This is a genomic window from Pseudomonas sp. F-14 TE3482, assembly GCF_053629455.1.
The window spans coordinates 5,953,216-5,971,692 of record NZ_JBRJII010000001.1 but is presented as its reverse complement, the minus strand read 5'-3'; the positions used below and the strand labels follow the sequence as shown (position 1 = coordinate 5,971,692).

General features: G+C 60.1%; 20 protein-coding genes. All 20 read left to right on the top strand.

What is annotated here, in order from left to right; all coding sequences use genetic code 11:
- Positions 1 to 122 precede the first annotated feature (122 nt).
- Positions 123 to 1,328, top strand: a complete 1,206-nt coding sequence (locus tag AB7M26_RS27115; protein WP_429388958.1) for a sensor histidine kinase — start codon at positions 123 to 125, stop codon at positions 1,326 to 1,328.
- A 5-nt stretch (positions 1,329 to 1,333) separates the two neighbouring features.
- Positions 1,334 to 2,719: a sigma-54-dependent response regulator transcription factor FleR gene (gene fleR / locus AB7M26_RS27110; protein WP_123496657.1), complete on the top strand. Its 1,386-nt coding sequence runs from the start codon at positions 1,334 to 1,336 to the stop codon at positions 2,717 to 2,719.
- 188 nt (positions 2,720 to 2,907) lie between these two features.
- Complete coding sequence (gene fliE, locus AB7M26_RS27105; protein WP_008072611.1) at positions 2,908 to 3,237, top strand: flagellar hook-basal body complex protein FliE; 330 nt, start codon at positions 2,908 to 2,910, stop codon at positions 3,235 to 3,237.
- A 15-nt stretch (positions 3,238 to 3,252) separates the two neighbouring features.
- The gene (gene fliF / locus AB7M26_RS27100; protein ID WP_123496032.1) at positions 3,253 to 5,040 is read left to right on the top strand and encodes a flagellar basal-body MS-ring/collar protein FliF; all 1,788 of its coding nucleotides are present in this window, start codon (positions 3,253 to 3,255) and stop codon (positions 5,038 to 5,040) included.
- Positions 5,033 to 6,052: a flagellar motor switch protein FliG gene (gene fliG / locus AB7M26_RS27095; protein WP_007894195.1), complete on the top strand. Its 1,020-nt coding sequence runs from the start codon at positions 5,033 to 5,035 to the stop codon at positions 6,050 to 6,052. Before fliF ends, fliG begins: the two co-directional genes overlap by 8 nt.
- A gap of 7 nt (positions 6,053 to 6,059) precedes the next feature.
- A complete protein-coding gene (gene fliH, locus AB7M26_RS27090) occupies positions 6,060 to 6,869 on the top strand; it encodes a flagellar assembly protein FliH (RefSeq protein WP_123496034.1) in 810 nt (269 codons plus the stop codon).
- Entirely contained in the window at positions 6,859 to 8,217 is a 1,359-nt protein-coding gene (gene fliI / locus AB7M26_RS27085) for a flagellar protein export ATPase FliI (RefSeq protein ID WP_123496036.1), read from the top strand. The genes fliH and fliI overlap by 11 nt, the downstream gene beginning before the upstream one ends.
- Before the next feature lie 6 nt (positions 8,218 to 8,223).
- A complete protein-coding gene (gene fliJ / locus AB7M26_RS27080; RefSeq protein ID WP_063342911.1) occupies positions 8,224 to 8,673 on the top strand; it encodes a flagellar export protein FliJ in 450 nt (149 codons plus the stop codon).
- 183 nt (positions 8,674 to 8,856) lie between these two features.
- Entirely contained in the window at positions 8,857 to 9,162 is a 306-nt protein-coding gene (locus tag AB7M26_RS27075; protein WP_123496038.1) for an STAS domain-containing protein, read from the top strand.
- 5 nt (positions 9,163 to 9,167) lie between these two features.
- The gene (locus AB7M26_RS27070) at positions 9,168 to 10,871 is read left to right on the top strand and encodes an ATP-binding SpoIIE family protein phosphatase (protein ID WP_192345714.1); all 1,704 of its coding nucleotides are present in this window, start codon (positions 9,168 to 9,170) and stop codon (positions 10,869 to 10,871) included.
- 31 nt (positions 10,872 to 10,902) lie between these two features.
- On the top strand, positions 10,903 to 11,271 hold the full coding sequence (locus AB7M26_RS27065; protein WP_007894201.1) for an Hpt domain-containing protein: 369 nt from the start codon (positions 10,903 to 10,905) through the stop codon (positions 11,269 to 11,271).
- An 83-nt stretch (positions 11,272 to 11,354) separates the two neighbouring features.
- Positions 11,355 to 12,716 (top strand): flagellar hook-length control protein FliK, encoded by a 1,362-nt coding sequence (locus AB7M26_RS27060; protein WP_429386985.1) that lies wholly within the window; start codon positions 11,355 to 11,357, stop codon positions 12,714 to 12,716.
- A 225-nt stretch (positions 12,717 to 12,941) separates the two neighbouring features.
- Positions 12,942 to 13,445 (top strand): flagellar basal body-associated protein FliL, encoded by a 504-nt coding sequence (fliL, locus tag AB7M26_RS27055; RefSeq protein WP_429386982.1) that lies wholly within the window; start codon positions 12,942 to 12,944, stop codon positions 13,443 to 13,445.
- A 9-nt stretch (positions 13,446 to 13,454) separates the two neighbouring features.
- Positions 13,455 to 14,423 (top strand): flagellar motor switch protein FliM, encoded by a 969-nt coding sequence (gene fliM, locus AB7M26_RS27050; protein ID WP_008072629.1) that lies wholly within the window; start codon positions 13,455 to 13,457, stop codon positions 14,421 to 14,423.
- 66 nt (positions 14,424 to 14,489) lie between these two features.
- Positions 14,490 to 14,948: a flagellar motor switch protein FliN gene (fliN, locus tag AB7M26_RS27045; RefSeq protein ID WP_095052254.1), complete on the top strand. Its 459-nt coding sequence runs from the start codon at positions 14,490 to 14,492 to the stop codon at positions 14,946 to 14,948.
- Positions 14,949 to 15,410: a flagellar biosynthetic protein FliO gene (fliO, locus tag AB7M26_RS27040; RefSeq protein WP_123496047.1), complete on the top strand. Its 462-nt coding sequence runs from the start codon at positions 14,949 to 14,951 to the stop codon at positions 15,408 to 15,410.
- Positions 15,410 to 16,168, top strand: a complete 759-nt coding sequence (gene fliP, locus AB7M26_RS27035; protein ID WP_030130550.1) for a flagellar type III secretion system pore protein FliP — start codon at positions 15,410 to 15,412, stop codon at positions 16,166 to 16,168. The genes fliO and fliP overlap by 1 nt, the downstream gene beginning before the upstream one ends.
- A complete protein-coding gene (gene fliQ / locus AB7M26_RS27030) occupies positions 16,165 to 16,434 on the top strand; it encodes a flagellar biosynthesis protein FliQ (protein ID WP_007938648.1) in 270 nt (89 codons plus the stop codon). The genes fliP and fliQ overlap by 4 nt, the downstream gene beginning before the upstream one ends.
- A gap of 3 nt (positions 16,435 to 16,437) precedes the next feature.
- On the top strand, positions 16,438 to 17,220 hold the full coding sequence (gene fliR / locus AB7M26_RS27025) for a flagellar biosynthetic protein FliR (RefSeq protein WP_123496049.1): 783 nt from the start codon (positions 16,438 to 16,440) through the stop codon (positions 17,218 to 17,220).
- Between the two features lie 3 nt (positions 17,221 to 17,223).
- On the top strand, positions 17,224 to 18,363 hold the full coding sequence (flhB, locus tag AB7M26_RS27020) for a flagellar biosynthesis protein FlhB (protein ID WP_123496051.1): 1,140 nt from the start codon (positions 17,224 to 17,226) through the stop codon (positions 18,361 to 18,363).
- Positions 18,364 to 18,477 lie beyond the last annotated feature (114 nt).

The window sequence follows — 18,477 nt, the reverse complement described above, 5'->3', positions numbered from 1 at the left end:
TTTTTCAACTCCTTCATTTATAGGTGTTTTTTTTTAGGCACGGGTATTGCTACATCCCTCGCAACGTTCCGTTTAACTGACGGTCAACCACGCGAGAGAGCCCGATGCCCCAAGCCGCCCAGATGTCTCCAGCCCTTGATGCTTCGGGGCAACCGTCGTCCGTAGAGCAGGCAAGCCGGCTTGGCCTTGAGCAGGCATTTGCGCTGTTCAGCCAGATGTCGAGCCAATTGACCGATTCCTACAGCATGCTCGAAGCCCGGGTCACCGAGCTCAAGGGCGAGCTGGCGGTGGTTAGTGCTCAGCGCATGCAGGAGCTGGCGGAAAAAGAACGTCTGGCTAATCGCCTGCAAAATCTCCTCGATCTGTTGCCCGGCGGCGTCATCGTCATCGACGCCCAAGGCATCGTGCGCGAAGCAAATCCCGCCGCGAGTGAACTGCTCGGGCTGCCCCTCGAAGGCGAGCTGTGGCGTCATGTGATTGCTCGATGCTTTGCACCGCGCGAGGACGACGGTCACGAAATATCCCTTAAGGACGGTCGACGTCTATCGATCGCCACGCGTTCGCTGGACGCCGAGCCCGGTCAGTTGGTGCTGCTCAACGACCTGACTGAAACCCGTCATCTGCAAGATCAACTGGCTCGCCATGAACGCCTGTCGTCTCTGGGGCGTATGGTCGCCTCGTTGGCTCATCAGATTCGCACGCCATTGTCCGCTGCGTTGCTCTACGCCAGTCATTTGACTGAGCAGGAGTTGTCGGTCGAGACTCAGCAACGTTTTGCCGGGCGCCTGAAAGAGCGTTTGCATGAGCTCGAACACCAGGTTCGCGACATGCTGGTATTCGCCCGCGGCGAGCTGCCGCTGACCGATCGCGTGACCCCCAGGATGCTGATGCAGTCGCTGCAAGCGGCAGCGCTGACTCACGTTCAGGACTTGCCGATTCGCTGGCAGTGCGACAGTCATGCCGGTGAGTTGCTGTGTAATCGCGACACCTTGGTCGGGGCGATCCTCAACCTGATCGAGAATGCCATCCAGGCCAGCGCCGGCGACGTTCGTTTAAAGGTTCACCTGTATACCCGCGGCAACAACCTGCGCTTGTGCGTCAGCGATAGCGGCAGCGGTATCGACACGAAGGTACTGGCGCGTTTGGGTGAACCGTTTTTCACCACTAAAACCACCGGCACCGGCCTGGGCCTGACCGTGGTCAAGGCAGTCGCCCGTGCCCATCAGGGAGAATTGCAGTTGCGCTCGCGGCCGGGTCGCGGCACCTGCGCGCAGGTGATCTTGCCGCTTTTTTCTGGTGAACAACCCAGCGCTCAGGGAGCGAAGTGAAGGACATGGCCATCAAGGTTTTACTGGTCGAGGATGACCGCGCGCTACGGGAAGCATTGGCCGATACGCTGCTGCTTGCCGGGCACGATTATACGGCGGTCGGCTCGGCGGAAGAGGCGCTGGCTGCGGTCGGCGCCGAGGCATTTAACCTGGTGCTCAGCGACGTCAACATGCCGGGCATGGATGGTCATCAACTGCTTGGATTGCTGCGGGCTCGTCAGCCGCAACTGCCTGTATTACTGATGACCGCTCACGGTGCGGTCGAACGCGCAGTCGACGCCATGCGTCAGGGCGCGGCGGATTATCTGGTCAAGCCATTCGAGCCCAAAGCCTTGCTCGATCTGGTGGCGCGGCACGCACTGGGCAATCTGGGGATGACCGAGAGTGAAGGGCCAGTGGCATTCGAGCCCGCCAGTGCGCAATTGCTGGAACTGGCTGCGCGGGTGGCACGCAGTGACTCCACGGTGTTGATCTCCGGTGAGTCCGGGACCGGCAAGGAAGTGCTGGCGCGTTACATCCATCAGCATTCTCATCGCGCCAGTCAGCCATTCATTGCGATCAACTGCGCAGCGATCCCGGACAATATGCTCGAAGCCACCTTGTTCGGTCACGAAAAGGGCTCGTTCACGGGCGCCATTGCGGCGCAGGCCGGCAAGTTCGAGCAGGCCGATGGCGGCACGATTCTGCTCGATGAAATCTCCGAAATGCCCCTCGGCCTTCAAGCCAAATTACTGCGCGTATTGCAAGAGCGTGAAGTCGAGCGAGTCGGCGCACGCAAGCCGATCACGCTGGACATTCGAGTGGTGGCTACCACCAACCGTGACCTTGCCGCCGAAGTGACGGCGGGGCGTTTTCGCGAAGATCTTTACTATCGCCTGTCGGTGTTCCCGCTGGCCTGGCGTCCGCTACGCGAGCGCACCGCCGATATCCTGCCGCTGGCCGAGCGACTGTTGGCCAAGCACGTCAATAAAATGAAGCATGCCGCGGCGAAGCTCTCGCCCGAGGCGCAAGTTTGCCTGATCGCTTATCCGTGGCCGGGCAACGTGCGTGAGCTGGATAACGCGATCCAGCGAGCCTTGATTCTGCAGCAGGGCGGTTTGATCCAGCCGCAGGATTTCTGCCTGACCGGGCCTGTGGCATGTGCGCCGTTGCCGCCATTGGCGTCGACCCCCACACGTACGGTGGACGTCGAAGCCGAACCGGCGGGCGCCCTCGGCGATGACCTGCGGCGCCGTGAATTTCAGATGATCATCGACACCTTGCGTTCCGAGCGCGGCCGTCGCAAAGAAGCCGCCGAGCGACTGGGCATCAGCCCGCGCACCTTGCGCTACAAGCTGGCGCAAATGCGTGACGCCGGTATGGATGTGGAAGCGTACTTGTTCGCCACCTGAAAGTTGACGCAAGCAACACCGCTCCCACATTTGTCTTGCGCTGATTCACGGTTAATCAAAGCCTGGAAGGCTTTTGTTTGGCGCGGCCACCGAGCTGGCACCCTTGTTGCTAACACCTCACTACCCGCCGAGTGAGTGTCAAAAAATTGCGGGTAGCCAAAGACGTAGCTTCGTCAAAGAGAGAAACCATGAGCCAAGGTATTGAATTCAATCGGTTGATGCTGGATATGCGCTCCATGCAAATGGATGCCATGTCTGCGCCGAAATCGACTGCCGCAGTCCCTGAATTGGGTGGCAGCAGCTTTTCCGACATGCTCGGTCAGGCCGTCAATAAAGTGAACGACACCCAGCAGGCGTCCAATCAGTTGGCCAGTGCTTTCGAGATCGGTAAAAGCGGCGTCGACCTGACGGACGTGATGATTTCCTCGCAGAAGGCCAGCGTGTCTTTTCAAGCGTTGACCCAAGTGCGTAACAAGCTGGTTCAGGCATACCAAGACATCATGCAGATGCCGGTTTAAGGACGAGATTGAGTCATGGCAGAAGCAATCGCCGATAATGTTCCGGCCAAGGCCACTCCAATAGACGGCAAACCGCCGCTGTTCGGGTTGTCCTTCCTGGAAAACCTCTCCGAGATGACCATGTTGCGTCAGGTGGGCCTGTTGGTCGGCCTGGCCGCGAGCGTGGCGATTGGTTTTGCCGTGGTGTTGTGGTCCCAGCAGCCAGACTACCGGCCTCTGTACGGCAGCCTTGCCGGTATGGACGCCAAGCAGGTCATGGAAACCCTGGCCGCAGCCGACATCCCCTATACCGTTGAACCGAATTCCGGTGCCTTGTTGGTCAAGGCCGATGACCTGTCCCGTGCGCGGCTCAAGCTCGCGGGCGCTGGTGTCACTCCCAGCGACGGCAACATCGGTTTTGAGATCCTCGACAAGGAGCAGGGGCTGGGCACTAGCCAGTTCATGGAAGCGACCCGTTATCGTCGCGGCCTCGAAGGCGAACTGGCCCGGACCATTTCCAGTCTGAACAACGTCAAGGGTGCCCGCGTGCACCTGGCGATTCCGAAAAGTTCGGTGTTCGTGCGTGACGAGCGTAAGCCCAGCGCTTCGGTTCTGGTTGAACTCTATTCCGGTCGCTCGCTGGAGCCGGGTCAGGTCGTCGCTATCATCAATCTGGTTGCCACCAGCGTTCCTGAACTGAGCAAGTCCCAGATCACTGTGGTCGATCAGAAGGGCAACCTGCTGTCGGATCAGGCGGAAAACTCCGAACTGACCATGGCCGGCAAGCAATTCGATTACAGCCGTCGCATGGAAAGCATGCTGACTCAGCGTGTACACAACATCCTGCAACCGGTGTTGGGCAATGATCGCTATAAAGCCGAAGTGTCGGCCGATGTGGATTTCAGCGCCGTCGAGTCGACTTCCGAGCAATTCAACCCGGATCAGCCGGCGTTGCGCAGTGAGCAATCGGTCAACGAACAGCGCACCGCCAGCAATGGCCCGCAAGGTGTGCCGGGTGCCCTGAGCAACCAGCCTCCATCGCCAGCCTCGGCGCCGCAAACCACCGGTGGCGCCACCGCGTCGGCCGGCATGGTGCAACCAGGCCAGCCATTGCTCGATGCCAACGGTCAGCAAATCATGGACCCGGCCACCGGCCAGCCGATGCTGGCGCCGTACCCGGCGGACAAGCGTCAACAATCCACCAAGAACTTCGAACTCGACCGTTCCATCAGTCACACCAAACAACAGCAGGGCCGTTTGAATCGCCTGTCGGTGTCGGTGGTGGTGGATGATCAGGTCAAGGTCAACGCGGCCAACGGCGAAACGACTCGCGCGCCGTGGAGCGCCGATGAATTGGCGCGCTTCACTCGTCTGGTACAGGACGCCGTCGGTTTCGACGCCAGCCGTGGCGACAGCGTCAGTGTGATCAACATGCCGTTCTCCGCCGAGCGCGGTGAAGTGATTGCCGAGATTCCGTTCTATTCCCAGCCGTGGTTCTGGGACATCGTCAAGCAAGTGCTGGGTGTGTTGTTCATCCTGGTGCTGGTGTTCGGTGTGCTGCGTCCGGTGCTCAACAACATCACCGGTGGCGGCAAAGACAAGCAACTCGCAGGCCTGGGCAGCGACGTGGAGCTCGGTGGCATGGGCGGCCTGGACGGCGAACTGTCCAACGACCGCGTCAGCCTTGGTGGCCCGACCAGCATCCTGCTGCCGAGCCCGAGCGAAGGCTATGACGCACAGTTGAACGCAATCAAGAGTCTGGTGGCAGAAGATCCGGGTCGCGTGGCCCAGGTCGTGAAAGAGTGGATTAACGCAGATGAGTGATAACCGAGCCGTTGCCGCCAAACTCACCAAGGTCGACAAAGCCGCGATTCTGCTGCTGTCCCTCGGTTCCACCGATGCTGCGCAAGTGCTGCGTCACATGGGGCCCAAAGAGGTCCAGCGTGTGGGCGTGGCGATGGCCCAGATGGGCAACGTGCACCGTGAGCAGGTCGAACAGGTGATGAGCGAGTTCGTCGACATCGTCGGCGACCAGACCAGCCTGGGTGTCGGCTCCGATGACTACGTGCGCAAAATGCTCACCCAGGCCTTGGGCGAAGACAAGGCCAATGGCCTGATCGACCGGATCCTGCTGGGCGGCAACACCAGTGGTCTCGACAGCCTGAAGTGGATGGAGCCTCGCGCCGTCGCCGACGTGATCCGTTACGAACACCCGCAGATCCAGGCGATCGTGGTCGCCTACCTCGACCCGGATCAGGCCGGTGAAGTGCTGGGCAACTTCGACCACAAGGTCCGGTTGGACATCATCCTGCGGGTGTCTTCGTTGAACACCGTGCAACCGGCAGCCCTGAAAGAACTCAACCAGATTCTCGAGAAGCAGTTCTCCGGCAACTCGAATGCCTCGCGCACCACCCTGGGTGGCATCAAACGTGCGGCCGACATCATGAACTTCCTCGACAGCTCGATCGAAGGTCAGCTGATGGACTCGATCCGCGAAGTCGACGAAGACCTGTCCGGTCAGATCGAAGACCTCATGTTCGTGTTCAACAACCTGTCCGATGTCGACGACCGTGGCATTCAGGCGCTGTTGCGCGAAGTGTCCTCGGACGTCCTGGTGCTGGCCCTCAAGGGCTCGGACGAAGGCGTCAAGGAGAAGATCTTCAAGAACATGTCCAAACGGGCGGCCGAACTGTTGCGCGACGACCTCGAGGCCAAAGGCCCGGTGCGCGTCAGCGACGTGGAAACCGCGCAGAAAGAAATCCTCACCATTGCCCGCCGTATGGCCGAAGCCGGAGAAATCGTTCTCGGCGGGAAGGGCGGCGAAGAGATGATCTAAGGTCACTATGTCGTCCAAACATGATGAGTCCAATACCGACCTGATCCGTGCCAAGGACGTCGGTGGTTTCGACATCTGGTCGTTGCCCAGCTTCGACCCGTTTGTGCCGGAACCCGAGCCGGAACCGGAACCCGAACCGCCGGAAATGGAAGAAGTGCCGCTGGAAGAAGTCCAGCCACTGACCCTCGAAGAGCTCGAGAGCATTCGCCAGGAGGCCTACAACGAAGGCTTCGCCGTTGGCGAAAAAGAAGGTTTCCACAGCACCACGCTCAAGGTCCGTCAGGAAGCCGAAGTGGCCCTGACGGCCAAGATCGCGGGTCTGGAACAACTGATGGCCAACCTGTTCGAGCCGATTGCCGAGCAGGACACGCAGATCGAAAAGTCGCTGGTCGACCTCGTGCAGCACATCACCAAACAAGTGATTCAGCGCGAACTGGCCATCGACTCGACGCAGATCGAACACGTCATGCGCGAAGCGCTCAAGCTTTTGCCGCTGGGTGTGGGCAATGTGCGGCTATACATCAATCCGCAGGATTTCGAACAGGTCAAAGCCCTGCGCGAGCGCCATGAAGAAACCTGGCGCATTGTCGAGGACGAGTCCTTGTTGCCGGGCGGCTGCCGGGTCGAGACCGAACACAGCCGCATCGACGCCACCATCGAGACCCGTGTTACCCAAGTCATGGCCAAGCTGTTCGATCAATTGCACGATCAGGCGCTGCACCCGGCCGCGCCGGACCTGAGCCTGGAACTGCCAATCGACGAAAAACCTGCGGTTACACCGGTCGAGCCGACACTGGACCATCCCGATGCGCCTTGATCGCACCAGCTTCGCCAAGCGCCTCGGCAGCTACGCCGAGGCCACGGAGCTTGCCAGTGCGCCGATCCTCGAAGGTCGCCTGCTGCGCATGGTCGGCCTGACCCTCGAGGCCGAAGGCTTGCGCGCCGCCATGGGCAGCCGCTGCATGGTCATCAACGATGACAGCTATCACCCGGTGCAGGTTGAAGCCGAGGTCATGGGTTTCTCTGGCAGCAAAGTCTTTCTGATGCCAGTTGGCAGCGTCGCCGGCATCGCCCCCGGTGCCCGTGTGGTTCCCCTGGCTGATACCGGTCGCTTGCCGATGGGCATGAGCATGCTCGGGCGGGTGCTCGATGGCGCCGGGCGTGCGCTGGATGGCAAGGGCGGGATGAAGGCTGAAGACTGGGTGCCGATGGACGGCCCAACCATCAACCCGCTCAAGCGCGAACCCATCAGCGAGCCGCTGGACGTGGGCATTCGTTGCATCAACGGTTTGTTGACGGTGGGTCGCGGTCAGCGGCTCGGGCTGTTCGCCGGTACTGGCGTGGGCAAGAGTGTGCTGCTGGGCATGATGACCCGCTTCACCGAGGCCGACATCATCGTCGTCGGCCTGATCGGTGAGCGGGGTCGAGAAGTTAAAGAGTTCATCGAGCACATCCTCGGTGAAGAAGGGCTCAAGCGTTCGGTGGTGGTGGCGTCGCCAGCGGACGATGCGCCGCTGATGCGTCTGCGCGCGGCCATGTACTGCACGCGAATCGCCGAGTATTTTCGCGACAAGGGCAAGAACGTCCTGTTGCTCATGGATTCCCTGACCCGTTTCGCCCAGGCCCAGCGGGAAATCGCCCTGGCCATCGGCGAGCCTCCAGCGACCAAAGGCTATCCGCCGTCAGTGTTCGCCAAGTTGCCGAAACTGGTGGAGCGTGCCGGTAACGCTGAAAAGGGCGGCGGTTCGATCACTGCGTTCTACACGGTATTGTCCGAAGGCGACGATCAGCAAGACCCGATCGCCGACTCGGCGCGGGGTGTGCTCGACGGACACATCGTGCTGTCCCGGCGTCTGGCCGAGGAAGGGCATTACCCGGCCATCGATATCGAAGCCTCCATCAGCCGGGTCATGCCGTCGGTGGTCGGCATCAAGCACATGAACCACGCGCAGACGTTCAAGCAATACTGGTCGCGCTATCAGCAGAGCCGCGACTTGATCAGTGTCGGCGCCTATGTGTCCGGCGGTGATCGGGAAACCGATACCGCGATCAGTCTGCAACCGGCCATGACCATGTACCTGCGCCAGGGCTTGAACGACAACATCAGCATGGGCGCCAGCGAGAACCATCTCGCTTCGATCTTTGCGCCAGCGCCGGGCGGTTAACCCGTCATGGCCTCGAGCCGCGCAGCACGTCTGGCGCCTGTGGTGGAAATGGCTGAAAAGGCCGAAAAGACCGCTGTCCTGCGCCTGGGGCACTTTCAGGGCCAGGTTCGCCTGGCGGAAAGCAAACTCGCCGACCTGGAAAACTTCCGCCTCGAATACCAGGAACAATGGATCGTACGCGGCAGTAGCGGCGTGTCGGGCCAATGGTTGCTGGGTTATCAGGGTTTTCTCGCGCAATTGGGCACGGCCATCGACCAGCAGCGTCAGAGCCTGAACTGGCACCAAAATAACCTGAACAAATCCCGGGAAGCCTGGCAGCAGGCGTTTGCCCGGGTCGAAGGCTTGCGCAAACTGGTTCAGCGCTACAGGGATGAAGCGCGGCAACTGGAAGACAAGCGCGAGCAGAAGCTGCTCGATGAGCTGTCCCAGCGGTTGCCGCGTCAGGATCCGTATTGAGTGTCGGTTTTAAAGGATCGCAGCCTTCGGCAGCGCCTACAGGATAGGGTTTACATGCGGCCAATGTAGGAGCTGCCGAAGGCTGCGATTTTTTGATTCTGATTTCCTGCCTTGCTCCTACCACCGTCAGGTGCTAAACCTTGTACACGTACGTTCGTTCGCCAATGACAAGGAAGCCGTGAAATGTCAGTCGTTACAGAAGTATCTGAGGGTGGGAAAAAACTGACGATTTCGATCGAGGGACGATTCGATTTCGGTCGACATCAGGAATTTCGCGAGTCCTACGAGCGACTCGACAAGAAACCCGATTCCATTGTGGTGGACCTGAAGAAAGCCACTTATCTTGATAGCTCGGCGCTGGGCATGCTGCTCTTGCTGCGTGATCACGCCGGTGGCGACAACTCCGATATTCGCGTCGTCAACAGCAGTTCCGATGTGAAGAAAATCCTCGCCATCTCCAATTTCGACAAACTGTTCGACATCAGTTGACCGTCATGCAGTCGCTCGAACCGCTGACGATTCTGATCGCCGAAGACAGCGCGGCCGATCGCATGCTGCTGTCGACGATCGTCCGGCGTCAGGGCCATGAAGTGTTGACGGCCGCCAATGGCGCCGAAGCGGTCGAAGTATTTCGCTCGCAACGACCGCATCTGGTACTGATGGACGCCATGATGCCGGTGATGGACGGTTTCGAGGCGGCGCAGCAGATCAAGGCGCTGGCCGGCGAAACGCTGGTGCCGATCATCTTTTTGACGTCGCTGACCGAAAGCGAAGCCCTGGCTCGTTGTCTGGAGGCCGGGGGCGACGATTTTCTGGCAAAGCCTTACAACCAGGTGATCCTCGCGGCCAAGGTCAAGGCGATGGACCGCTTGCGACGTTTGCAAGCCACGGTGCTGGAGCAGCGCGACCTGATCGCCAGGCACCACGATTACCTGCTCAACGAACAACGGGTAGCCAAAGCCGTGTTCGACAAGGTCGCCCACTCCGGTTGCCTGAATGCCCCGAACATCCGTTACCTGCAATCGCCCTATGCGCTGTTCAATGGCGATCTGTTGCTGGCCGCGTTCACTCCGGCTGGCGACATGCATGTGCTGCTCGGTGATTTTACCGGCCATGGTTTGCCGGCCGCTGTCGGTGCCATGCCGTTGGCCGAAGTCTTCTATGGCATGACGGCCAAGGGTTACGGTTTGTCCGAAACCCTGCGCGAGATGAACGCCAAGCTCAAACGTATTCTGCCGGTGGACATGTTCTGCTGTGCGGCGCTGCTGTGCCTGAGTTTTCAGCGAGGATCGGTGGAGGTCTGGAACGGTGGAATGCCGGACGGTTACCTGCACAGTATCGCCAGTGGCGAGCGCACGGCGCTGACGGCACGGCACTTGCCGCTGGGCGTACTGAGCTCGCAAACCTTCGATGATCGCACCGAGGTGTTCCCGATGGCCGTCGGCGATCGGGTGTTCCTGCTGTCCGATGGGGTGATCGATACCTGTGATGCCAATGAGCAGTTGTTTGGCGTAGAGCGGCTGGAGCAAGTGTTTGCAACCAATCGTCAGCCCGATGCACTGTTTGAAGAGATCGAGCAGGCACTGCGGGATTTTCGTGGCGAGGCTCGTGATGACGTGAGCATGGTCGAGGTCCGTCTGCTGGAGGCCGCGCAACTGAGCCCACCGACGCCAGTGTATTCCGACAGCGGCCAGTCGTGCCCGCTGGACTGGTCGGTGAGTTTCGAGTTCCGCGCCGCCACCCTCAAGCGCTTCAATCCGCTGCCGTACTTGTTGCAGTTGCTGCTTGAGGTGCATGGTCTGCGGGCTCAGAGTGGCGCACTCTACAGTGTGCTGGCAGAGCTTTATTCCAATGCTCTGGAGCATGGCGTGTTGGGCCTGGATTCGAGTTTGAAACGCGATGCGGCAGGTTTTGCGCGTTATTATCAGCAGCGCAATGCACGCCTGGACGAGTTGCGCGATGGCTATGTGCGGGTGCATTTGCAGGTGACGCCAAAAGGCGAGGGCGGTTGCCTGGTGGTCCGGGTCGAAGACAGTGGCAAAGGCTTCGATGTGGCGCGGGTCATGGCGCGTCCCGTCGATGACGTCCGTCTGTCAGGACGTGGGGTCAATTTGATCCGCCAGTTGAGCGATCATGCGACCTGGTCCGATAATGGAAGAAGTGCTCGCGTGGAGTTTTTCTGGGAGGCTCTGGCATAATGCCAGGCATTCTTGATCAAGGAGTGAACAAGTGGACGACACACATCTGGACCGTGACGTGCTGAGCGCGTTGCAGGAAGTGATGGAGGACGGGTATCCAGAATTGCTCGATACCTTTCTCGCCGATTCCGAAGAGCGTTTACGCGTCCTGCGAAAGGCCGAGGACGCCGCGCAGCTTATGAATGCTGCCCATAGTTTCAAAGGTAGCAGCAGCAACATGGGCGCCAGTTATCTGGCCAAGCTGTGCGGTGAGCTGGAGCAGCGTGCCAAAGAAAAGAGTCTTGTCGGCATTGAACGGCTCATTGATGACATTGACGGCGAATTCGCTATTGTCCGACCGCTCTACGAAGCGGAACGCCAGCGTTCCCTGGCTGAACCAGCATCCGTCCGGCGCTTTTAGCAGCCAGCGAACAAAGCTGGCTCGACCCTTGCTAATAACTTACTCAACTGTACCTACGATCCCAGTGCAGCGGAGACCGTTTTATGCCCGTTACCCCAAACATCCTTCTTCAGGCCGCCACGACGGCCAAGGCTCAAACCGCGTCCGCCAATGCACCGGCGCTGACGGCCGAGCCCGGGGACAAGGCCTCCAGCTTCGCTCAGGTCTATGCCAATCAGGCGCAGAATAAACCCTCCGCCATGGCGGACGGCTCGGCTAAACCCGCACGCGACAAAGTCTCGGACAGCGTCGGCAAAAAGGACGTGAGCAACGACAAGTCTGCCGCCCCGGAACCGACGGTTGCCGATAGCGGCAAATCCTTGCCCGCCGATAAACCGGCGCAGGCTGACGACAAGACGGCCAGCGATGACGCGTCGGATACGGCCGAGGCGTCGACGCCGGTGGCCGATACCGCGCCTGTCGATCCGGCCCTCGATCCTGCGTTGGTGGTGCAGCCGGTGTTGCCAGCTCCTGTGCTGGAAACGCCAACAGTTGTGGTCACTGCGCAATCACAAGTTGAGGCACCTGTCGCTGCCGTCGTTACTGCGGCTGCGGCACAGACTGTTGCAACCATCGATCCGGATTTCGATCCCGAAGCCGATCCTCTCGATGCGCTGCCAGCCGTGCGCATGGCCATGGAGCAGGGCGGGCACGTTTCGCCCGCCAGCCAGGCCCAGCCTAAGGCGGCACCGACCTCGGTTCAAGTCGACGGCGAGCCAACTTCGGCACAGAACTTTGCCACGGGCATGGCGGGCATGCTCGATGTGCAAGCCGACCAGGACAGCACCCGCCAGGGCGGCGAGAAGGCTTTCAGTGGCCTGATCGATGACGGCCTCAAGGATCTCAAGTCCGCCAGCAGCGATACCCGTGTCGATGATTTCGCCAACCGTCTGGCGGCATTGACCCAGGCGGCAACGCCGAAGACTGCCAATGCATTACCGGTAAACCAGCCAATCGCCATGCATCAGAGCGGTTGGACCGAAGAGGTGGTCAACCGGGTCATGTACCTGTCCAGCGCCAATCTCAAGGCGGCCGACATTCAGTTGCAGCCGGCCGAGCTGGGGCGCCTGGATATTCGGGTGAACATGGTTCCGGATCAGCAGACCCAGGTGACCTTCATGAGTGCCCATCCAAGCGTTCGTGAAGCGCTCGACGGGCAAATGCATCGCCTGCGTGACATGTTCGCGCAGCAGGGCATGGGCCAGGTCGACGTCAACGTTTCCGATCAGTCCCGTGGCTGGCAGGGGCAGGGTCAGGAACAGGCTCAACAGGGGCAGGGTGGGCGTGCCAACGCCAGTGGCGGTCGCCTCGACTCTGCCGATGAAGAGCTTGCGCCGACTGTTGCCGAAGTGGCTGCTACGGCTACCAGCGTGATTGGTTCGAGCGCCGTCGACTACTACGCCTGATCAAGCGCAACACCCCTTGTGGGAGCGGGCTTGCCCGCGATGGCGATCTAACATTCGACTTATATGTTGAATGTGACGACCTCATCGCGGGCAAGCCCGCTCCCACATTTGTTTTGTGGTGCCTCTTAACCCCGCGCCTCAACTCCCTCCAGACACTTCTGGCATAACACTTGCTCTTGCCTTGCCGTGCGACTGTGAAAACCCGAATAGTGACGGATTATTGGCATGGCTAAGAGCGACGCAGCACCCGTGAAAGACCCCGCAACCAAAGGCAAAATCAAGCTGATCATTGTGATCGTCGTGGCCCTGTTGCTGGCGATCGGCTTGTCCGTGGGGGCGACCTGGTTCTTCATGCACAGCGCCCAGAGCAAGCCTGCCCCCGTGGCTGAAACGGCGGTGATCGGCAAGCAGCCGGCGATCTTCGAACCCATGGCGCCGGCGTTCGTGGCCAACTACAACCAGAACGGCCGCCAGCGATACATGCAGGTGAGCATTACCCTGCAGGGCCGCAATCAGGCCGATCTGGAAGCGCTCAAAGTCCACATGCCGGTGATTCGCAATAACCTGGTCATGCTGTTTTCCGGTCAGGATTTCGCCACGCTGGCGACCCCGGTCGGCCAGGAAATGTTGCGTCAGAAGGCCACGGCCAGCGTCCAGGAAGTGGCGCAGAAAGAGCTTGGCAAAGTGGTGATCGAACAGTTGCTTTTCACTAATTTCGTACTGCAGTAGGAACACGACATGGCCGTGCAGGACCTGCTGTCCCAGGATGAGATCGATGCGCTGCTGCATGGCGTTGACGATGGTCTGGTACAGACCGATAACGCTGCCGAACCCGGCAGTGTCAAAAGCTACGACCTGACCAGCCAGGATCGCATCGTCCGTGGACGCATGCCGACCCTGGAAATGATCAACGAGCGTTTCGCCCGCTACACCCGCATCAGCATGTTCAACATGCTGCGCCGCTCGGCGGACGTTGCCGTCGGGGGCGTGCAGGTGATGAAGTTCGGCGAATACGTGCACTCGCTGTACGTGCCGACCAGCCTCAACCTGGTCAAGATCAAACCGCTGCGCGGCACCGCACTGTTCATCCTCGACGCCAAACTGGTGTTCAAGCTGGTGGACAACTTCTTCGGCGGCGATGGCCGTCACGCGAAGATCGAAGGGCGTGAATTCACCCCCACCGAACTGCGTGTGGTGCGCATGGTGCTGGAACAGGCCTTCGTCGATTTGAAGGAAGCCTGGCAGGCGATCATGGAAGTGAACTTCGAGTACATCAACTCGGAAGTGAACCCGGCCATGGCCAACATCGTCGGCCCGAGCGAAGCGGTCGTGGTGTCGACGTTTCACATCGAACTCGATGGTGGTGGCGGCGACCTGCACGTGACCATGCCGTATTCGATGATCGAGCCGGTGCGCGAAATGCTCGACGCCGGCTTCCAGTCGGACCTCGACGATCAGGACGAGCGCTGGATCAACGCCTTGCGCCAGGACGTGCTGGACGTCGATGTACCGATCGGTGCCACCGTGGCCCGCCGTCAGCTGCGCCTTCGCGACATCCTGCACATGCAGCCCGGGGACATTATTCCGGTCGAGATGCCGGAAGAAATGATCATGCGCGCCAACGGCGTACCGGCCTTCAAGGTCAAGATGGGCTCGCACAAGGGCAACCTCGCGTTGCAAGTGATCGAGCCGATCGAGCGCCGCTGACCGGCGCTCCACCCCCCCCTTTAATTGACTGCTCTTGATTGAGCAGGTGCCCGCCGAGGACAAATGATGAACGACGATATGAACGCCCAGGACGACCAGGCACTGGCTGATGAGTGGGCTGCGGCCCTGCAAGAAACTGGTGACGCCGGGCAGGACGATATCGATGCCTTGCTGGCCGCCGACGCCGCCGGTTCGCCGTCCAACCGTCTGCCGATGGAAGAGTTTGGCAGCGTGCCGAGGAACAACGATCCGGTGACGCTGGACGGTCCGAACCTGGACGTGATCCTCGATATTCCGGTGTCGATTTCCATGGAAGTCGGCAGCACCGATATCAACATCCGCAACCTGCTGCAACTCAACCAGGGTTCGGTGATCGAGCTTGACCGTCTAGCCGGCGAGCCGCTGGACGTGCTGGTCAACGGCACGCTCATCGCCCACGGTGAAGTGGTGGTGGTCAACGAAAAGTTCGGCATCCGCCTGACCGACGTGATCAGCCCAAGCGAACGCATCAAGAAGCTGCGCTGAGTGAAAAAGGTTCCGGGTTTTGTGCTGGGGTTAGCGCTGGCCTTGCCGTTCAGCGCGTTGGCGGCCGAGCCGGTAACGACAGCTGCGACAGCGGTCGCCACGCCGGCCGTCAGCAGCGGTGTGGCGGGGCAATTGACGCAATTGGTATTCGGCTTGGTGCTGGTGCTGGGGTTGATCTTCTTCCTCGCCTGGCTGCTGCGCCGGGTCCAGCAGGCTGGGCCGGCCGGCAAGGGGCAGGTGATCGAGCTGATCGGTTCGCGCGCGCTGGGTCCCCGGGACCGTTTGATGCTGGTGCAGGTCGGCAACGAACAGATTCTGCTCGGCCTGAGCCCCGGCAACATCACCGCGTTGCATGTGCTCAAGGAACCGGTGCAAGTGCCGGAAAATGCCGAGAAAGCCACGCCGGAATTTGCCCAGCATCTGCTGAAGATGCTCGGCAAGGATCAGAAGGATAAGAAGTAATGGGTGCGTTACGCATCGTCTTGACGCTGGCCCTGATGCTGGCCGCGCCGCTGGCGTTCGCCGCCGATCCGTTGTCGATCCCGGCAATCACCTTGGGCACTAACGCCGAAGGCGCTCAGGAATACTCGGTCAGCCTCCAAATTCTGCTGATCATGACTGCGCTGAGTTTCATCCCGGCGTTCGTCATGCTGATGACCAGTTTCACCCGGATCATCATCGTGTTCTCGATCCTGCGGCAGGCCCTGGGCTTGCAGCAGACGCCGTCGAACCAGATCCTCACCGGCATGGCGTTGTTCCTCACCATGTTCATCATGGCGCCGGTGTTCGATCGCGTGAATCAGGATGCCTTGCAGCCGTATCTGGCGGAGAAACTCACCGCTCAGGATGCCGTGACCAAGGCCCAGGTGCCGATCAAGGACTTCATGCTGGCCCAGACTCGCAGCAGCGATCTGGAACTGTTCATGCGCTTGTCCAAGCGCACTGACATTGCTTCGCCTGATCAGGCACCGCTGACGATTCTGGTGCCGGCGTTCGTGACCTCTGAGCTGAAAACCGCGTTCCAGATCGGCTTCATGATCTTCATCCCGTTCCTGATCATCGATCTTGTGGTGGCTAGCGTGTTGATGGCGATGGGTATGATGATGCTCTCGCCACTGATCATTTCCCTGCCGTTCAAAATCATGTTGTTTGTGCTGGTGGATGGCTGGGCGTTGATCATCGGTACCTTGGCCAGCAGCTTTGGCGGCGTTTCACCATGACGCCGGAAGTGGCCGTAGACATCTTTCGCGAAGCGCTGTGGCTGACCACCATGATGGTCGCGGTGCTGGTGATTCCCAGCTTGCTGGTGGGTTTGTTGGTGGCGATGTTCCAGGCCGCCACCCAGATCAACGAACAGACCCTGAGCTTCCTGCCGCGCCTGCTGGTGATGCTGGTGACGCTGATCGTTGCCGGTCCGTGGCTGGTGCAGACTTTCATGGAATACATCCTGCAGCTGTACCACAGTATTCCTCAGGTCATCGGTTAAGCCATGTCGCTGCTGCAGTTGACCGATACCCAGATCAGCACCTGGGTGGCAACGTTCATGTTGCCGCTGTTTCGCATTGGTTCGTTGTTGATGGTCATGCCGATTTTCGGCACGACGCTGGTGCCCATTCGCGTGCGCCTGTATTTCGCCCTGGCGATCACCGTGGTCATTGCGCCGGGGCTGCCGCCCATGCCCGCCGTCAATGCGCTGGACTTGAGTGCGCTGCTGCTGATTGCCGAACAGATCATCATCGGTGCGGTACTGGGATTCTCTTTGCAACTGTTCTTCCAGGCTTTCGTGGTTGCCGGGCAAATTGTTGCGATCCAGATGGGCATGGGCTTCGCCTCGATGGTCGACCCTACGAACGGTGTGTCGGTGGCGGTGATCGGGCAGTTTTTCACCATGCTGGTGACCCTGCTGTTCCTGTCGATGAATGGCCATCTGGTGGTGTTCGAAGTGCTCACCGAAAGCTTCACCACGCTGCCGGTCGGCGGCGGCTTGATGGTCCATCATTTCTGGGAACTGGCCGGCAAACTCGGCTGGGTGCTCGGTGCGGCGCTGTTACTGGTGTTGCCGGCGATCACGGCGTTGCTGGTGGTCAACATTGCGTTTGGCGTGATGACCCGTGCGGCGCCGCAGTTGAACATCTTCTCGATCGGCTTTCCGCTGACGCTGGTGCTCGGGCTGTTCATTGTCTGGGTCGGCCTGGCGGACATTCTCAATCAGTATCAACCGCTGGCCGCCGAGGCTTTGCAGTTGTTACGCGAACTGGCACGGGCGCGCTGAGTCATGGCTGAGAGCGAAAGCGGTCAGGACAAAACAGAAGACCCCACGGAGAAACGCAAAAAGGACTCCCGTGAGAAGGGTGAGATTGCGCGCTCCAAGGAGCTCAATACTCTGGCGGTCATGCTCGCCGGTGCCGGTGGGTTGCTGATTTTTGGCGGCGCCCTGGCGCAGGACATGATGGAGCTGATGCGCATGAACTTCACGCTGTCGCGGGAAGTGATTCTGGATCAGCGCTCCATGGGCACTTATCTGCTGCATTCGGGGCAGATTGCCCTGATTGCGATTCAGCCGGTGATGATCACCATGCTGTTGGCGGCGCTGATCGGTCCGATCTCCCTGGGTGGCTGGCTATTTGCGGCCGGCTCCATGGCGCCCAAGTTCAGTCGCATGAACCCCGGCGCAGGCCTGAAACGGATGTTCTCGGCCAAGGCTCTGGTGGAGTTGCTCAAGGCCCTGGCGAAATTTTTTATCGTGTTATTCGTGGCGTTGGCGGTCTTGTCGGCGGACATCGACGATCTGCTGCGCATCGCCCACGAGCCATTGGACATGGCAATCATTCACAGCCTGCAATTGGTCGGCTGGAGCACCTTGTGGATGGCTTGCGGGCTGATCATCATCGCTGCGGTCGACGTGCCGGTGCAGCTCTGGGAAAGCCACAAGAAGCTGCTGATGACCAAGCAGGAAGTGCGCGACGAGCACAAGGATCAGGAAGGTAAACCAGAGGTCAAGCAGCGCATTCGCCAGTTGCAGCGCGAGATGTCGCAGCGGCGAATGATGGCGGCCATTCCCGAGGCCGATGTGGTCATCACCAACCCGACTCACTATGCCGTGGCGCTCAAGTACGATCCGGACAAAGGCAATGCGCCGGTGCTGTTGGCCAAGGGTAGCGATTTCCTTGCCTTGAAAATCCGCGAAATCGCCGTGGCCAACAATGTGCTGCTACTCGAATCGCCGGCGCTGGCGCGTTCGATCTACTACTCCACCGAGCTGGAGCAGGAAATCCCCGGTGGGCTGTATCTGGCGGTCGCCCAGGTACTGGCCTACGTCTACCAGATTCGCCAGTACCGCGCCGGCAAAGGCAAACGTCCGGATCCGCTCCAGGATGATTTGCCGATTCCACCGGATTTGCGCCGCGATTCCTGATTGTTGTGTTGGAAATACTGGCCTCTTCGCGGGCAAGCCTCGCTCCTACAGTCTCGTGTCGTTCGCCTATGTCGCGACTGACTCAAAACCTGTAGGAGCGAGGCTTGCCCGCGA

What these genes read in the sequence shown, in the direction of transcription:
- AB7M26_RS27115 (WP_429388958.1), top strand. Translation starts at nt 123, where the DNA reads ATGTCTCCAGCCCTTGATGCTTCGGGGCAACCGTCGTCCGTAGAGCAG.
- fleR (WP_123496657.1), top strand. Translation starts at nt 1,334, where the DNA reads ATGGCCATCAAGGTTTTACTGGTCGAGGATGACCGCGCGCTACGGGAA.
- fliE (WP_008072611.1), top strand. Translation starts at nt 2,908, where the DNA reads ATGAGCCAAGGTATTGAATTCAATCGGTTGATGCTGGATATGCGCTCC.
- fliF (WP_123496032.1), top strand. Translation starts at nt 3,253, where the DNA reads ATGGCAGAAGCAATCGCCGATAATGTTCCGGCCAAGGCCACTCCAATA.
- fliG (WP_007894195.1), top strand. Translation starts at nt 5,033, where the DNA reads ATGAGTGATAACCGAGCCGTTGCCGCCAAACTCACCAAGGTCGACAAA.
- fliH (WP_123496034.1), top strand. Translation starts at nt 6,060, where the DNA reads ATGTCGTCCAAACATGATGAGTCCAATACCGACCTGATCCGTGCCAAG.
- fliI (WP_123496036.1), top strand. Translation starts at nt 6,859, where the DNA reads ATGCGCCTTGATCGCACCAGCTTCGCCAAGCGCCTCGGCAGCTACGCC.
- fliJ (WP_063342911.1), top strand. Translation starts at nt 8,224, where the DNA reads ATGGCCTCGAGCCGCGCAGCACGTCTGGCGCCTGTGGTGGAAATGGCT.
- AB7M26_RS27075 (WP_123496038.1), top strand. Translation starts at nt 8,857, where the DNA reads ATGTCAGTCGTTACAGAAGTATCTGAGGGTGGGAAAAAACTGACGATT.
- AB7M26_RS27070 (WP_192345714.1), top strand. Translation starts at nt 9,168, where the DNA reads ATGCAGTCGCTCGAACCGCTGACGATTCTGATCGCCGAAGACAGCGCG.
- AB7M26_RS27060 (WP_429386985.1), top strand. Translation starts at nt 11,355, where the DNA reads ATGCCCGTTACCCCAAACATCCTTCTTCAGGCCGCCACGACGGCCAAG.
- fliL (WP_429386982.1), top strand. Translation starts at nt 12,942, where the DNA reads ATGGCTAAGAGCGACGCAGCACCCGTGAAAGACCCCGCAACCAAAGGC.
- fliM (WP_008072629.1), top strand. Translation starts at nt 13,455, where the DNA reads ATGGCCGTGCAGGACCTGCTGTCCCAGGATGAGATCGATGCGCTGCTG.
- fliN (WP_095052254.1), top strand. Translation starts at nt 14,490, where the DNA reads ATGAACGACGATATGAACGCCCAGGACGACCAGGCACTGGCTGATGAG.
- fliP (WP_030130550.1), top strand. Translation starts at nt 15,410, where the DNA reads ATGGGTGCGTTACGCATCGTCTTGACGCTGGCCCTGATGCTGGCCGCG.
- fliQ (WP_007938648.1), top strand. Translation starts at nt 16,165, where the DNA reads ATGACGCCGGAAGTGGCCGTAGACATCTTTCGCGAAGCGCTGTGGCTG.
- fliR (WP_123496049.1), top strand. Translation starts at nt 16,438, where the DNA reads ATGTCGCTGCTGCAGTTGACCGATACCCAGATCAGCACCTGGGTGGCA.
- flhB (WP_123496051.1), top strand. Translation starts at nt 17,224, where the DNA reads ATGGCTGAGAGCGAAAGCGGTCAGGACAAAACAGAAGACCCCACGGAG.